Source organism: Acinetobacter seifertii (assembly GCF_000368065.1).
Lineage (GTDB): Bacteria > Pseudomonadota > Gammaproteobacteria > Pseudomonadales > Moraxellaceae > Acinetobacter > Acinetobacter seifertii.
Genome location: NZ_KB851200.1, coordinates 2003762 through 2019264 on the forward strand (window position 1 = coordinate 2003762; position 15503 = coordinate 2019264).

Sequence of the window (15503 nt, forward strand, 5' to 3'; positions counted from 1 at the left end):
GTAATATTTCTTGGGGTCTGCCCACAAACCCTAGGTCTTCGATGCCATTGTAGTAAAGCATGCAAGATAGACAAGGCAATAATTTAATGTCATTTGCATGGAAATGTTACAAGAAATTAAAAAAAGCTTGCTTTGTAACGATGGAACCGAACTTTTTGCGTATACAATACACCATATTCAGCTCTTTTTCTTTCAGTTTAGGTTTCGATTTATGTCTCAAACAATCACACTGTATGTTGATGGTGCATGTCGTGGCAATCCCGGTTTAGGCGGTTGGGGTGCATATGTCATTACCGAACAGGGTGAACATAAATTATTTGGCGGCGAACCCGATACAACAAATAACCGTATGGAACTTACTGCCGCGATTGAAGGTGTTTCTTTTTGCCCACCCGATGCACAATTAATTATCTGGACCGACTCAAACTATGTAAAACAAGGTATTACAGAGTGGATTCATGGCTGGAAAAAGAAAAATTGGAAAGATGTTAAAAACCCTGACCTATGGCAAAAACTTGATGCTGTTTGCGTAGGTAGAAATATTGAGTGGAATTGGATTAAAGGCCATGCAGGACATCCTGGCAATGAAATGGCAGACCAACTTGCCAATTTAGGTGCAGATAAGACTGCTCAAGAACTCAAGCAACCACAACCTGTTGCTGCACCGCAAGATATAAAAAAGCCTGAACAGGACTGGTTGCTAGACGACCCTTTTGGATTTGATCTGGTTGAAACAACCGATGATGAAGATATCGCTCTTGAACCATCACAAGAAGTTGAGATGATTACTGTAGACGAGCAAGTAAATGAAGTTGAAGCTGTAGAGCAAGAAACTAAGCAGCAAAGTAGCAACATTCATCCTCAAATTGTTGTTACCGAAGCAAAGCTTAAATTGCAAGGCCCTCGTCAGCTCATTCTCGATACTGAAACGACTGGTTTCTATTTCCAAGATGGCGACCGCATTATTGAAGTCGGTGCAATTGAAATGATTAACCGTAAGCTTACGGGTAGTTCAATTCACATTTATATTAACCCTGAAAAGCCAGTGGGCGATTCAGAAAACATTCACGGTATCAGTGATGATTTCTTAAAAGATAAACCCCTCTATGCAGACATTGCAGATACTTTATTTGAGTATCTAAAAGGGGCAGAAATTATCGCTCATAACGCGACATTCGATATGAACTTCTTGGATATGGAGTTTAGACGTGTTGGGTTACCTGCTCTTTCAGAAGTTTGTGAAGTCACTGATACTTTAGCACTTGCAAAAAACAAGCATCCGGGACAGAAAAACTCACTCGATGCCCTAGTCAGACGTTATGAAATTCCAGCTCGTGACCGTACCTTCCACGGTGCATTACTCGATGCTGAAATTCTTTCTGATGTTTACTTGGCTATGACAGGTGGTCAAGTATCGTTTGATATGGATGCACTATCGCAAAGTGAAAAAGATCAGCAAAATACAACAAGAACTAGAGTTCAAATTGATTTACCCGTTATTTACCCTTCAGATGAAGAGTTAAGCACACATGAGACTTGGGTCAAAGAATTTGAGAAAAAACATGGAGAACCTTGCCTTTTTGCAAAATAAATTTTTGATTCTCTAGTGTTTTTTTGGTTTCCCCTTTTGCAAGTTAAGTTATATTAGTCGTATAGATTTTTAGCTCAAAATATTGAGCCATGACGAATATAACAATTGATTTTTTTTTGCAAAGGGGAATTTTTATGTCTGAGCATAATTCGATTCAATTTGATCCGACAGCGTTGCTTATCATCAAGAATGAAATTGATAACTCAATAAAACTTGTGGAAGGCGCTGTAAGTACATTAATTGAAGAACAGGCTCTCCCTTTTGGTATTGATGATGCATTAGAACAATTTAAACAATGCACTCAGGTATTACGCCTCATTGATATCCCGTATTTGGCAAAGATCACACAGTATTCGACAGAATTAATGCAAAAGATTATGGCTAAGCCAGAGTACATCAATACCGATGAGGTGGTTGCTCTAAGTGAAGGCACGACCATGGTTAAACGCTATATTGAATTTATTTGTTTACGCGAAGTTGAAGTACCGCAGTTTCTTTTGGACACTCTAAACAATTTAGAAAAAGCTTTAAACAAGCCATTAACATCATCTGGACAACAGATTTCTGCAAATCTTACAGCAGCTTCACTTGAGTTACCTTTATCCGAGGTCGTTATTAATGAAAAAACTCAGTTTATTCATCAGCTTTATAAGTTGTCTTTGCTCAAATTTTTAAATAAAACTGAAACTACTCAAGATTTCCAAGCATTCAAACTAATTGGTAGTTATTTAGTCAGCATGGCTCATGGTCAACTAAGCCAACAATATTGGCAATTGGTTAACTCTGTCTTTAATCACATTGATGAACTTGTTTTAAATAATGCTCGCTTACGTGTATTGATTAATCTTGAAAATTCTATAAGTCTATTTTTAGCAGCACCTGAAAGCTTTGAAGCAAATTCGAATGCCCTAGCAGATATAATTAGTATTGTGATTGGACAAGAAGATCAACTTGCAAAGCAAATTCGTAAGCAACTGAATATTGGTTATGAATTTCTCACCGATGCTCAGCTTAAAACCTTAAGTCAGCATTTGTATGGTCCAGACTTCGACACCATGGAAACGGTAAGCCAATTGATCTTAAACGAAATGAATAAAGTTCGTAATGATATTGAATACAACTACCAAAACATGTCACCAGAAAAGGCACAGCAATTACAAAACAGCCTTATGCAGCTAGCACATACATTTAAACTACTTAATTTAAATGAAGCAGCAGCCGAGCTTTCTCATCAAGCAAGCAGCTTAAGTCAAATCAATATATTGAGTAATGAAAATTACGCTCAGCAACTGATGAAGAGTATTTTGTCAGCGATGAATGCAATTGGTATTTTGGTACGAAATTATTCTTCTAGCCGTCTACAAATTCGTGTAAACAACACCAATATCTCTTTAGATCGTTTGGATGAAGCACATCAAACCTTATTAAATGAGACAAAAAATTTAATCGATTTTGTATGCCAAAGTTTGACTTTATATGCCAACGATCAAACTCAGAATATTGAAGCAATTGCAGGCTCTTTAAAAGAGTTGGCTGGTGCAGCTGAATTTTTAGGCAGTACGGTTCAACAAAATGCTTTGCTTGAAACTGCTAAATTTGTACAACAGCAAATAGATCAGAACCAACCTTTTAGTCATGATCAGATTCACTGTATTTTTAACGTATTAGCTGGACTAGATATGTTAGTTGACAATTTAAAAAATAAACAGCCTGTTCTACAATCCATGTTTGATGTAGCATTGCTAAGTAGTCAACAACTTCAAAAAAAGGCAGCTTAATGTCTGAATTATCACTTGCTTATATTTTTCATCATCAACAATTATTGGTTGACCAAAACCTTCAATTACCCAAAGTCGAAAAGTTAGCAAGTGATCTGCTTTTCACTCATAACGAACAAGTCATTGCACGTGACCTACTGAGTGAAGAGGTTATACCGGAAGGTCTGCAACTCGTTCCCATACGTCAACTTATTTCCAACTGGTCAAAAGAGCAATTTTTACAGGCAAGTCGTGCTGTACAATTGCTCGAATGGCGGCGTAACCACAAGTTTTGTAGCCATTGTGGACATGCCACCGAAGTCCACTCAAGTGAATATGCAATGGTGTGCCCTTCTTGTGGGTATCACCAGTATCCTCGTGTCAATCCATGCATTATTACTATCATTACTAAAGGTGATGATGAAGTGTTATTGGCGAAATCAATTCACAATAAAACCAACATGTATGGTTTGATTGCAGGATTTGTCGAAGTTGGCGAAACACTCGAAGAAGCGGTACAACGTGAAGCTTTAGAAGAAGTGGGTATTAAACTCAAAAATATTCAATATATGTCAAGCCAGCCTTGGCCGTTTCCAAGTAATCTCATGATTGCTTTTAGAGCTGAATATGAGTCAGGCGAGATTTCTTTGCAGGAAGATGAAATTGCCGATGCACAATTCTTTAAATTTGATCAGCTTCCTGAAATTCCATTTAAAGGCAGTATTGCACACGCAATGATTACGCAGATTACTCAAGCAAAGTAATCTGCGCTTTCTAAAACTCAATGGTTTTAAAATACTTCATCAAGAAAATGCAAAATGGTTCGTTTTGTTTTGAAGTAGTGACTTACAAAACTCGATAGGCTGGCCAAAATCGTAATATGGCCAGTTTTAGGGATAATAGCAATATGGCTATGATTCCCCTTCTCTCTAAGAGCTTGATCCATATCTAAAGTATTATGTTGCTTTACGATCTGATCATTTTCAGCCATGAGTAGATAATGCTTAATATTATTTTGATTTACAAAATAATAAGGCATCACTTCTTTATAAGAAATGTCCTGATCAAAAGCATCTTCAGCAAGCGGATCACCTTTATAATCAAAATGATATGGTCCAGCTAATCCAACTATTGCCTTAATTTTCCCTAAACATTCAATTTTAGTGGAATCAGGGTGATAAACAGCAGACATTACATTAAATGCGCCTGCCGAATGTCCCATAAGCACAGTATTCTCTGTCGAGATTTCTAATTTTTCCTGATTTTGATGCAAATAATTTAACGCTTGCGTTAAGTCCTCTACATAACTTGGAAAAATATTCTTTGGTGCAAGCTGATAGTTAATGACAGCAACGTCATAACCTTCTTTTGCAAAAGCTTCACCAACAAATAAATAGTCTCGTTTATTACCATGTTGCCAAGCACCACCATGTACAAAAACAATGAGTGGTCGATGAGCTAAGCGCTTAGTAGAACGATAAATATCTAGACGATGGCGAGGCTTTAAGCCATAACGCACATTTAAAACCTGCTCGAAACCATCTTTTGGTGTAAAACGGTTTAAAGCAAAGCTCCCCAAATCATACAGACGGAACTCTTTATAAAGAGTTCTCGCCTGCTCAATTTTGCTTTGTAATTGTTCAATCAAGTTCATATTTTATTGTGCAGTAGATGATGCTGGATCTGCTTGGTCCGGATCAATTGCAACAGGAGTTTGAACTGTTGGTTGAGCAAGAACATTATTTATCACTGGCGTAGTCGTTGCGTTGCCCGTCGATGCTGCTGGAGCAGGCGCTAAATCAATGTTATCAATAAGCGTCACAATTTTGGTCACGTTACCCACATTTTGAAGCACACTGTTTAAATCATTAATTTCAGCAGTATTTAAACGACCCATCACGTATAAAACACCATCTTCGGTATGAACGAGTACTTTACTGTCCGATACAACTGGTGCTTTCATTAATAGAGCACGTGTATTTGCAGTTACACCAGCATCTTGCATGATCGTGTTATAGCTTACTTTGTTACCTACCGTAATATAGTTATGTACGGCTTTCACATCACTCATCGCTTTAACATTATCTTCTGCTAGCTGTTTCAAGTAAGGGTCTGGCACCTGACCAGTTAACAATACTGTGCTATGAAAGCTTTCGATGTTAATACGAGATTGTTTAAAACGCTGATCAAGCTTATAGAGGTTAATATTCGCTGTACGTTTAATTGAAGAGTCAATGAATACCTGACCTAAGCTACGTACACCACTATCTGTTCCAACTGGAGCTGTACCTGTTCCACCAGAAATAAAACTTGCGCAACCTGACAAACTTGCGACACAAAGCGCTGTTACAGCAATACGTTTCAACACTCCACCAGACTCCTATCAATCTCTTCTTGGCTTGATCATAAACATCGGTTTTAATTTGCTCAAAAGAGTAATGAACTCTTAATCCAAAGTAAATGCATTTTCGATCCATTGCAGATCATAATGGAATTTCGAAAAGTCTTGCTGTACTGTTTTTGCAATTTTCTGTGGAAAATCAAAACAAATCACATCAAAACGACAATAAAAATCCTGATAAGATGGGTAGCGCTGTAAAAACCTCATCGCCGTTTTAATTATTTTTTTCTGTTTGCTCACAGTGACCATTTCACAAGCTTGTCCATAATTTCCCTGTCCACGCGCTTTTACCTCAACAAAAATCAATTCGTTACCGCGTTTTACAATCAGATCAACCTCTCCACGGCGTGAATGATAATTACTGGCGACCCATTCATAATTTTGTTCTTTTAAAATTTTTAATGCCGTTTGTTCAGCCCATTGCCCGAGCTGCTGCGCGACTAACATAATTTTCCCCATTAAAAATGTAAATACTCTCAATGCTTGCTCTATACATTTCTAATTTTTTTCAATTGAGCAAATCAAAAGCAGATGTCTTGAAAAGTAAAAAAGCCCAATGACATTGTTCACGCCAAAAAGATAATTTCGGGTACACTAACCGATTAAAATAGTTTATCTGTACGGAGTAAAAACCAAATGAGTGCTCAGTTATTTGTTGTAGCCACCCCTATCGGGCACTTAGATGATATGACTTTCCGTGCAATTGATATTTTAAAATCAGTTTCTATTGTGGCTGCCGAAGATACACGCCAATCAGCTCAATTGTTTAAGCACTATAATATATCTACTCCACTTACAGCATGCCATGACCACAACGAAAGCAATAAAATTGAACAGTTAGTTCAAAAGTTACTTGCTGGTGAAAATATTGCTTTGATTAGCGATGCAGGTACGCCGCTTATTAGCGACCCTGGTTTTAAACTGGTTCGAGCTGCACAAGAACATGGTATTAGAGTTGTACCTGTACCCGGTGCATGTGCTGCAATTGCTGCGTTAAGTGCTGTGGGTTTACCAAGTGACCGTTTTAGTTTTGAAGGCTTTTTACCATCAAAAGCTTCTCAACGTATTACGCAACTTGAAAAGCTTAAAAATGAAACTCAAACGTTAATTTTTTATGAAGCACCTCACCGTATTTTAGAATGCGTAAAAAATATGGCTGAAGTATTTGGTGAAAACCGCCCTATCGGTTTCGCACGTGAAATTACCAAAACTTTTGAAACCATCAAAAAAATGACTTTAAAAGATTTGGTTAGTTTTATAGAAAATGATCACAATCAAGAAAAAGGTGAAATTGTTCTGGTAGTTGGCGGTGCACCAGAAAAGACAGATCTGGATCAAGAAAAACTAGATGAGCTCTTAAAGCGCTTACTTCAAGATTTATCTGTTAAAGCGGCATCTCAACTTGCTGCAGATCTAACAGGTATTAAGAAAAAAGTCGCTTATCAACGTGCACTTGAACTGACACAATCTTAATTTTTTAAGTAAGTGCGGTGATGGCAAATACTTTATGCCATCCCGCGCATGAATTTTGCATAATAATATTAATCATAAAAACAAGAGCATTGATATGGTTGAACAGCTTGGAAAACTTGGCCCTCATGAAGGGCAAGAACTAGAATTATTATTGTCTGGTAAGAAACCAATTGCTTTATTTTATGACTTATTACCTACTGAATTTGTAAAGCATCTTGAGCAAGGTACTTTAACTATGCTCAGTAAAGATATTGAAACATCTTTACCCGTACCTTTTTCAATTATGCTGATCTATAAAGATGTCTCTTTAGTAGATTTGAATGAACTCGTGTTATGTATTGATAAATCGATAAAGGAAACTCAACTTGAAGACCGCTTAGCACTCGACCGTAGAATCGGACAACTTTTAGGTTATTCAGTGCAAGACATAGAGTTTTATATTCAACACGTTTCAAATTTTTATGCACGCTCACAGACTTAAATTTATCTCAATATCTTTTTCGCTGATTGAACAATTGTTTCGGTCAGCACATCAAGTTGTTTCGACTGTCTTTTCCAGTGGTGCCAATACAAAGGAATATCAAGTTGAGCTTCAGGCATAATATCAATAAGTGTTCCGTTTTCGAGTAATGGTTGAACTTGAAGCTCTGGCACCATTCCATAACCTAAACCTAGTTGAATTGCTTTGACGAAAGCATCTGTTGCCGGAATAAAACTATAAGGATAACTCTGCATCGGTAAACCATATCCTTTTAATAAAACTTCCGAATGCATTAAATCTTTATGATTAAAAATAACTGCTGGTGTTTTCCTTAAATTTTCTCGGTTAATTCCACCACTAAACCACTGGGTTACAAATTCGGCCGATGCCAGCATTTTATAGCGCATTTTACCAAGAGGCTGAGCTAAGCAACCCGCCATAACCTGCTCTTCTGCTGTGATACATGCATTGACTTGTCCCGTTTCTAGCAAAGTATGCGTGTGTGATTGATCATCAATTTTTAGCTCTAACACTATTTTTTCATTAAACAATGTTTGCTGAATAGTTGGTAAAAGCCAAGTTGCTAATGAGTCTGCATTTGAAGCTAAAGCAATCTTATAAAATTCCGATTCAGAAGATTTACCCATTAAACCTTGTAATAGATTTTGCTCCATTAACCTTGTATGACGTAAATGCTGGAGCAAGGTTTGTCCTGCTTGTGTGAGTACACAAGGGCGGCCACGTATAATTAAAATCTGCCCTAAATATTTTTCTAGCGCTTGTACACGTAGTGATACAGCAGAAGGCGTTATACATAAATGCTCTCCTGCTGCATCAAAACTCCCGACTTCTGCAACAGCAAGAAAAGCTTCACATTGCTTACTATCTAACATATACAAACCTAAATTATTTTTAGCCAAACCTAAATATTCTTAATTTTACTTATTTCCCAATAAAAAGTCAGATAATTCCCGCATCTGATTTTTCTACTTAATGGTTATGCTTTCTCTGAGTGTGTTTTTTAAAGGTTTAGGTATTGGTAGCGGCCTAATTGTAGCGATTGGTGCCCAAAACGCTTTTGTACTAAAGCAAGGACTTAAACAGCAGTATGTATTTTGGCTATGTTTAATCTGTGCCCTGTCTGACTCGATTTTAATTGCTTGTGGTGTATTGGGTTTTGCCGAAATTATGACTGCATCACCCATCTTAATCTCGGTCGCTAAATATTTAGGAGCAACATTCTTATTCGTATACGGTGCAAAAGCATTCTACGCTGCACTCAAAACTAACCAAAGTATGGAACTTGATGGCAACCAAAAACAGACTTTAACTCAAGCACTTGTAACCTGTCTGGCCTTTACTTGGCTTAATCCGCATGTCTATTTAGATACCATTGTACTGATGGGCTCAGTTGCAACCCAGCTAGAAGACAAACTTAGTTTTGCTTTGGGCAGTATTCTTGCTTCTTGGATTTTCTTTTTCAGTTTAGGTTATGGTGCAAGATTACTAAAACCTTTATTTACTAATCCAAAAGCTTGGAAAATTTTAGATTTTCTTATTGGTTGCGTGATGTGGAGTATTGCGATTTCTCTTCTCATCTAATGCATTCAAGCACTAAAAAGTACCATACTTAAATGATACTTTTTATTTGCAATCACAATTAAGCCTGTGAACCCAACATCACCTTTGATTGTTTTCTTTCCTGTAATGATTGCTTAATCACAGCATAGCCCGAAGATACCCCTAAGTATGCGATCACAAAGGCTACCAATAAATCCGGAAATACGGTGCCTGTTCCAAACACGCCTACAGCAGCAAAAATAACAGCAATGTTAGCAATAGAGTCATTTCGGCTACACAGCCAAACAGAGCGCATATTGGCATCACCATCTCTAAATGCATAAAGCATAAGCGCAACAGAAACATTCGCAATTAAAGCCATTACCCCAATTGCCCCCATGACCATCGGTTCAGGTGAAACGCCATGAAAGAATGACCATACTACTTTTGCAATGACGAAGAAACCAAAAGCTGCCATGGTTAATCCTTTGACAAGTGCTGCGGTTGCGCGCCAGTAAAGGCTCATCGAAAGTACAACTAAAGATAAAGCATAATTTGCTGAATCTCCTGCAAAATCGAGTGCATCCGCCCACAATGAAACAGATTGGGCTTTATAACCGCCTACTATTTCAACTACGAACATGAGTGCATTTATCACAAGTGCAATCCATAACGCTTTTCTAAAGCGTGGGCTGACTTTCTTTGTAGGGGAACATGTTGAAGCACATCCACATCCGGCCATTTTATTTCCTCAAAAACTCTTTTATAGTGATTAAAAACCCTTGAGTAGCTCCAGAGTCAAGTCTTATGAGTCTTTCTATTGGCCAATTATCAAAAAAAGCGGATATTCCTATCGATACTATTCGTTATTACGAAAAAGTAGGTGTGCTAGACCGTATTCAACGCTCAGAAAATAATTATCGTATTTACACAGATCAAACGCTCGCAGACCTATTATTTATTAAGCATTGCCGCGAATTAGATATTTCCCTTAACGACATTAAAACGCTAAAACAGATGAAAGCTAAGCCGAAACAGGCTTGTACGGAAGTTGATAATTTGGTGAATAAATATTTGATTGAAGTATCGGAAAAAATTGAACGACTTTTGCTTTTAAAAGAAACACTCATCGATTTAAAACAGCACTGCTCTACCGACCGCACAGTAGACGAATGCGGCATTTTAAAAGAACTGCAAAATAATCTTTAACTCAATTTAGAAGCCAATAAAAAAGCATCACTCATGTGATGCTTTTTTAATATTAATGGTCGCTATGTTCGTCTGGTGGAACTTCAGTAATTCTCCCACCGCGAGCTAAAAACGCAGCAACCTCATCTTCCAATGCTTGGCGCTGTTTTTGTTTCGCAGTTACGGTAAGCGTTTCTGCTTCTGCAAGATCGGCATCCGTTAAGTTGCCTGCTTCTTCATCAGCCGCGCCGCTCTCAGCCGCTTTGGCTTCATCTTCATCTACAGCAGAATCTTCTGCATCTTCATAATCATTGATATCTGTCATATTTACACTCCCCACAATGATTTGTATTGCATCATCGCTATGGCCTTTGAGACCTCAGAAATTTAGCAATCTCTTTGCATTTAGCAAAGAGCCAAATTGGTCAAATCCGTATCTTTTCTGACCGAATTGGTAATGATATATAAATGATTGTTTAAAAAATATCTACTGATATTTATTTAGACCAGTAGAGCATAAACTTCGTAATTATTTTAACGACTATACAGGGTGTTTTGTAAAGCCCCTAAACCGTTCGCTTGTTGCATAAAACGCTCTTTTAAGAACGAAATTTGTTCAACCTGCTTAAGTCCTGCATTTCGAGCCAAAATAAATGGGAACAACTCAGAACTTTCTAGCCAACCAATCGCAGACATGCTATGCATCATCGCATCGTTTTGTCCTTTACGACGGTGTTCATAACGTCTTAATGTTTGTTCATGCGCCCACACACCACGGCCTAAATCATGCAGTAGCGCATCACAGAGTACAGCGGCATCTAAACAGCCAATATTTACCCCTTGTCCAGCAAGCGGATGGATAACATGAGCGGCATCACCGATTAGGGCTAAACCAGCCTTCACATATTGTTTTGCAGCACGAGCCTTAAGTGGGAACTGTGCTCTTGAACGAACATCGAGCACTTCACCCAACATATGCTGGCTTTCACGAGTTAGAAGCTGCATAAATTCAACATCACTTAAAGCCGAATATTCATCGGCATAATCATCTGGCAGTGTCCAGACAATTGACTGCCAGTAGCCATTTTCACTTGCATCCAGACTCGCCATTGGCAAATATGCCAAAGGTCCAGTAGGTAAGAAAATTTGACGAGCAACATGCTGATGCGGCTTAGACGTTTTAATTGCACAGCTGATGGCTGCTTGTTTGTAATCTAGTACATCGAGGTCAATAAAAGCTTGTTCACGTACAAATGAATTGGCACCATCTGCACCAATAAGCAGTTTAGTTTTAAGTGTAGATCCATCAGCCAATTGGATATGCCAACACCCAACACCTTGCTCAATACGCGTAACACGAATTTCGGTACGATAATCGGTTAACTGCTCTAGCATTTTTTGCTGAATGGCAACATTCAATACGCTCGGCTCAACCATAGAACCTAAGGCTTGCTCTGGCATTGGTCTTTGTACAGACTCATGGCCAAAATTAATTTCACCATAACCATTTAGATTCCACACCTGCATGCCGGTATAAGGCATTTGACGTGCTAAATCATCCCAAACATTCACTGTTTTAAGTAAATGAATGGTCGCTTGGCTAAGTGCTAAAACACGTGGGTTCATCACACTTAATGTTTTTTCAACATCCAGTACAGGAGCAGCATCAAGCACAGTAGGCTGTACTCCACCTTGAGCAAGTAATAGAGCAGTTAAGCCACCAACTAGTCCACCACCAACAATAACGACATCTAACACTTCACTCATGCTTTTAGCCCCATTGCATAGTTTGCTACCAGTGGCTTAACACCCGGAATTACATCAAATGCAATTAATCCCGTATTACGAATTAATTTTAATAATGGGTTTTGGTTACTAAAACCACGAACGACAGTATCGCAGAACTTAATTACTCGCTGTTGATCAGATAAACGGGCTTGTTCATAGGCAAGCAAATTATCTGGGTTACCAATATCATCAGATGTGCTTAGCTGATTTACTAAATAACGTAGCAACACATCTGCATCACGTAGGCATAAATTAAAACCTTGGCCTGCAACAGGATGAATAGTGTGTGCTGCATTACCCATTAAAATAACGCGTCCAACCGCTTGCTTATGCGCAAGCACTTGTGAAAGCGGATAGCTAAAGCGTTTACCTGTTTTTTCAAATTTACCTGCTCTGTCACCATAGGTTTGTTGCAAGGCACTTAAAAAATGCTGGTCATTTTCTTCGCCTAACCACTCATCTTCAGTGCCCTTTTTAACAGGCCATACCACTGAGCGACGATATTCACCTGGCAACGGCAATAAAGCTAAAGGTCCTAATGCACTAAAACGCTCAAACCCTACCTGCTCATGCGGTTTTGAAGTCTGAACAGTCGTAACAATCGCAACCTGATCATAGTCGTGGACATCAACACCCACACCAATTGCTTGACGACAGAAAGAATCACTTCCATCTGCCGCAATTAATAATTTTGACTCAAGCTTTAAAAGTTCATCACCACGCTGAGCTTCGATATGTACTTGTTCAGCATCTTGAGTTAGAGCAGTAACTTGTACGCCATCAATTAGCTCAATCAAAGGTTGTTGGCGTACTTGAGTTAATAAAACACGACCGAGCCACGCATTCTCAATGACTTGTCCAAAGCTCTCGACTTTTTCTTGTTCCGCAACTAAACGTGCTTTACCAAAACTGCCTTGCTCAGTAATGTGAACTTGCAAAATTGGAGTGGCGTGCTGTTGTAATGCATCCCATAACCCCAGCTTCTGATAAATCTGTACGCTACGACGCGATAAAGCCGTATTACGTGCATCGAAACTGGAATGGTAAGGGGCAACATTCTGATCATCGTAGTTTGGGTATTTCACGGCTTCTAATAGCTTGACTGCGATATTAGCCTTCGCCAGCATCAGGGAAAGGCTCAAACCCACCATACCCCCACCTACAATAATCACTTGTTGTTGCATCGAATTTGCTCCTTTGGCGAATACGTTTAATTATGCTTTAGCTTGCGCCATTAAATGTTCAATATCTGCAATATCTTTAACTACATCAGCAGTTAAAACTCGTGGGCCTTTTGAGGTTGCGACCACATCATCTTCAATACGAATACCAATACCACGCCATTTTTTATCTACAGTTTCGTCATCTGGTGCAATATATAAACCTGGTTCAACAGTAACAACCATACCTTCTTCATATTGGCGCCAATCGTCATCTTTTTTATAAGAACCGACATCATGCACATCCATACCCAACCAGTGGCCTGTACCATGCATATAAAACTGTCGATATGCTTCATTTTCAATAAGCTCGCTCACATTACCCTTGAGCAAACCTAAATCAACTAAGCCTTCAGTTAAAATTTTGACTGCAACCTCATGAGGCTCACGGTACGCATTACCAATACGTACTGCATCAATCGCAGCATATTGAGATGCCAGTACCACTTCATACAATGCTTTTTGTTCTGGACTAAATTTTCCGTTTACAGGGAAAGTACGGGTAATGTCCGATGCATAGAACTCATATTCACATGCAGCATCAATTAAAACCAAATCACCGTCCTTAAGAGGTTGGTTATTTTCAACATAGTGCAAAATACAAGCATTGGCACCGCCACCGACAATACTGTTGTAAGAAGGCACACAGCCGTTTTGCCCAAATATATAATTTAGTTCGGCTTCAAGTGCATATTCCATCATGCCGGGGCGAACAGTTTGCATTGCACGAGTATGTGCCTTAGCACTAATTTTTGAGGCTATTTGCATTAGCTCAATTTCTTGCGGTGACTTGATTAAACGCATTTCATCAATAATGCGGTCAAGTTGAACCAATTGAGCTGGAGCAGCTTCATGACGATGCTCAGCATTCGCTTTTTTAATCCATTGGCTTACTCTGGCGTCAAATGCAGCATTGTGCCCAATTCGATAATAAAGGCGTTCTTTGTTTAATAATTTTTCAATAATTTCTTCATCAAGCAGATCAATTGCATAAGCTTCATCTGCCTCATACTCTTCAATTGCGCCATCAATTCCCGCACGGTAACCATTCCAGATTTCCATCTCACGGTTACGTTCACGACAAAACAAGCTATAGCTATAGTCAGTAACATCATCAAAGGTTTCTATAACAGCTACTGCCTCAGGCTCTGCAAAACCAGTCAAATAGAAAAAACTACTATCGGCACGGAATTTATAATCCGCATCACGATTACGGTACATTTCCTCACGCGTTGCAATAATCGCAATGCTGTTTGGACCCATTTTTTCTGCTAGACGATTTCTGCGATGTTGAAAATCAGCTTGAGGCAATTTCATAATGATCTACTTGATTTAGAATTTTAAAGTCAAAAAATTAAACACAGCCAATAACACATCGCCTCAATTAACTTGGGCGATGTGGTGTAAACATTTCTACAATATTTTGATCTGTAGTGCCTACAGCAGAAGTTTTACTTTTTGCATAAAAGTTTTTCAATAATGAACTTTCAGCAACTGTTACTTTCTTTCTGCCAATAGATAAACTCACAGGAATAAGGCGTACAAATTCGTACAATTCTTCGTAACTGCTTTCGCCTTCTTCGTCGTTATCAGAGTCTTCAAACTCTACTGCTGCGACATCTTGCAAATGTTCAATTAATTCGCGCTCATCAGCACGGACATGACCCGATGCCAAACCAAAGCCAAGAACAACACCCGCACACCAGTCTGATAATGCTTGTACGCGATCTTGTAGGGTGTGTTCATCATCTGGAAGCATTGGCAAATAGTCCAATTCATCTTCCGATAAAGCATGCGCTACATCTTCTGTTTCATCAGTTAAAAGCGCTAAAGCTTCTTCATTTAAATCAGGTACATTAAGAGTTGTTAAAATTTGTGTCCATTCTTCACGCGTTGGCGCTTCTGTCACACAAACAATACCTGTTAGTAAACCATGTAACTCACTAGGGCTTGAAATTTCTTCAATTCCTTCAAAATGAGCGTTCCATTCTGTCCAGCCTGAAATATCGTCTTGCATTCGTTTATCCAATCTCTATACTTCGTA

General features: G+C 38.7%; 17 protein-coding genes. 7 read left to right on the forward strand and 10 right to left on the reverse strand.

Annotation, left to right across the window (positions count from 1 at the left end; genetic code table 11):
• Positions 1 to 211: 211 nt before the first annotated feature.
• The 3 genes from dnaQ to nudC all read left to right on the forward strand — a co-directional run bounded on the left by dnaQ (position 212) and on the right by nudC (position 4112).
• Positions 212 to 1591: a DNA polymerase III subunit epsilon gene (gene dnaQ / locus F985_RS16925; RefSeq protein ID WP_004702988.1), complete on the forward strand. Its 1380-nt coding sequence runs from the start codon at positions 212 to 214 to the stop codon at positions 1589 to 1591.
• Between the two features lie 134 nt (positions 1592 to 1725).
• Positions 1726 to 3369, forward strand: coding sequence for a hypothetical protein (locus F985_RS16930; protein WP_004702991.1), 1644 nt, complete (start codon positions 1726 to 1728; stop codon positions 3367 to 3369).
• Positions 3369 to 4112, forward strand: coding sequence for an NAD(+) diphosphatase (gene nudC, locus F985_RS16935; RefSeq protein WP_004702994.1), 744 nt, complete (start codon positions 3369 to 3371; stop codon positions 4110 to 4112). Before F985_RS16930 ends, nudC begins: the two co-directional genes overlap by 1 nt.
• A 26-nt stretch (positions 4113 to 4138) precedes the next feature.
• Here nudC and F985_RS16940 read toward each other — a convergent pair whose 3' ends face one another.
• From F985_RS16940 to F985_RS16950, 3 genes are all read right to left on the reverse strand, one after another.
• Entirely contained in the window at positions 4139 to 5002 is an 864-nt protein-coding gene (locus F985_RS16940) for an alpha/beta hydrolase (RefSeq protein WP_004702996.1), read from the reverse strand.
• A gap of 3 nt (positions 5003 to 5005) precedes the next feature.
• On the reverse strand, positions 5006 to 5716 hold the full coding sequence (locus tag F985_RS16945) for a BON domain-containing protein (protein WP_004702998.1): 711 nt from the start codon (positions 5714 to 5716) through the stop codon (positions 5006 to 5008).
• Between the two features lie 78 nt (positions 5717 to 5794).
• Positions 5795 to 6196: a YraN family protein gene (locus tag F985_RS16950; protein WP_004703001.1), complete on the reverse strand. Its 402-nt coding sequence runs from the start codon at positions 6194 to 6196 to the stop codon at positions 5795 to 5797.
• A 189-nt stretch (positions 6197 to 6385) separates the two neighbouring features.
• On the opposite strand from F985_RS16950, the gene rsmI reads away from it, so the two are divergent.
• The gene (gene rsmI / locus F985_RS16955; protein WP_004703003.1) at positions 6386 to 7222 is read left to right on the forward strand and encodes a 16S rRNA (cytidine(1402)-2'-O)-methyltransferase; all 837 of its coding nucleotides are present in this window, start codon (positions 6386 to 6388) and stop codon (positions 7220 to 7222) included.
• Between the two features lie 94 nt (positions 7223 to 7316).
• Positions 7317 to 7703 (forward strand): hypothetical protein, encoded by a 387-nt coding sequence (locus F985_RS16960; RefSeq protein ID WP_004703005.1) that lies wholly within the window; start codon positions 7317 to 7319, stop codon positions 7701 to 7703.
• A gap of 2 nt (positions 7704 to 7705) precedes the next feature.
• Here F985_RS16960 and F985_RS16965 read toward each other — a convergent pair whose 3' ends face one another.
• The gene (locus F985_RS16965) at positions 7706 to 8596 is read right to left on the reverse strand and encodes a LysR family transcriptional regulator ArgP (RefSeq protein WP_004703006.1); all 891 of its coding nucleotides are present in this window, start codon (positions 8594 to 8596) and stop codon (positions 7706 to 7708) included.
• A 106-nt stretch (positions 8597 to 8702) separates the two neighbouring features.
• Here F985_RS16965 and F985_RS16970 point away from each other — a divergent pair, with 106 nt between their 5' ends.
• The gene (locus tag F985_RS16970) at positions 8703 to 9305 is read left to right on the forward strand and encodes a LysE/ArgO family amino acid transporter (RefSeq protein WP_004703007.1); all 603 of its coding nucleotides are present in this window, start codon (positions 8703 to 8705) and stop codon (positions 9303 to 9305) included.
• 58 nt (positions 9306 to 9363) lie between these two features.
• On the opposite strand, the gene F985_RS16975 is transcribed toward F985_RS16970, so the two are convergent.
• Positions 9364 to 10005: a cation efflux transmembrane domain-containing protein gene (locus F985_RS16975; protein ID WP_004703008.1), complete on the reverse strand. Its 642-nt coding sequence runs from the start codon at positions 10003 to 10005 to the stop codon at positions 9364 to 9366.
• 65 nt (positions 10006 to 10070) lie between these two features.
• On the opposite strand from F985_RS16975, the gene F985_RS16980 reads away from it, so the two are divergent.
• On the forward strand, positions 10071 to 10472 hold the full coding sequence (locus F985_RS16980; protein WP_004703009.1) for a MerR family transcriptional regulator: 402 nt from the start codon (positions 10071 to 10073) through the stop codon (positions 10470 to 10472).
• 52 nt (positions 10473 to 10524) lie between these two features.
• Here F985_RS16980 and F985_RS16985 read toward each other — a convergent pair whose 3' ends face one another.
• From F985_RS16985 to F985_RS17005, 5 genes are all read right to left on the reverse strand, one after another.
• A complete protein-coding gene (locus F985_RS16985) occupies positions 10525 to 10776 on the reverse strand; it encodes a hypothetical protein (RefSeq protein ID WP_004703010.1) in 252 nt (83 codons plus the stop codon).
• 209 nt (positions 10777 to 10985) lie between these two features.
• Complete coding sequence (locus tag F985_RS16990) at positions 10986 to 12218, reverse strand: FAD-dependent monooxygenase (RefSeq protein ID WP_004703013.1); 1233 nt, start codon at positions 12216 to 12218, stop codon at positions 10986 to 10988.
• Entirely contained in the window at positions 12215 to 13423 is a 1209-nt protein-coding gene (gene ubiH, locus F985_RS16995) for a 2-octaprenyl-6-methoxyphenyl hydroxylase (RefSeq protein WP_004703014.1), read from the reverse strand. Before ubiH ends, F985_RS16990 begins: the two co-directional genes overlap by 4 nt.
• A gap of 30 nt (positions 13424 to 13453) precedes the next feature.
• Positions 13454 to 14776: a Xaa-Pro aminopeptidase gene (pepP, locus tag F985_RS17000; RefSeq protein ID WP_004703016.1), complete on the reverse strand. Its 1323-nt coding sequence runs from the start codon at positions 14774 to 14776 to the stop codon at positions 13454 to 13456.
• Positions 14777 to 14843: 67 nt separating this feature from the next.
• Positions 14844 to 15476, reverse strand: a complete 633-nt coding sequence (locus F985_RS17005) for a UPF0149 family protein (protein WP_004703017.1) — start codon at positions 15474 to 15476, stop codon at positions 14844 to 14846.
• Positions 15477 to 15503: the final 27 nt, after the last annotated feature.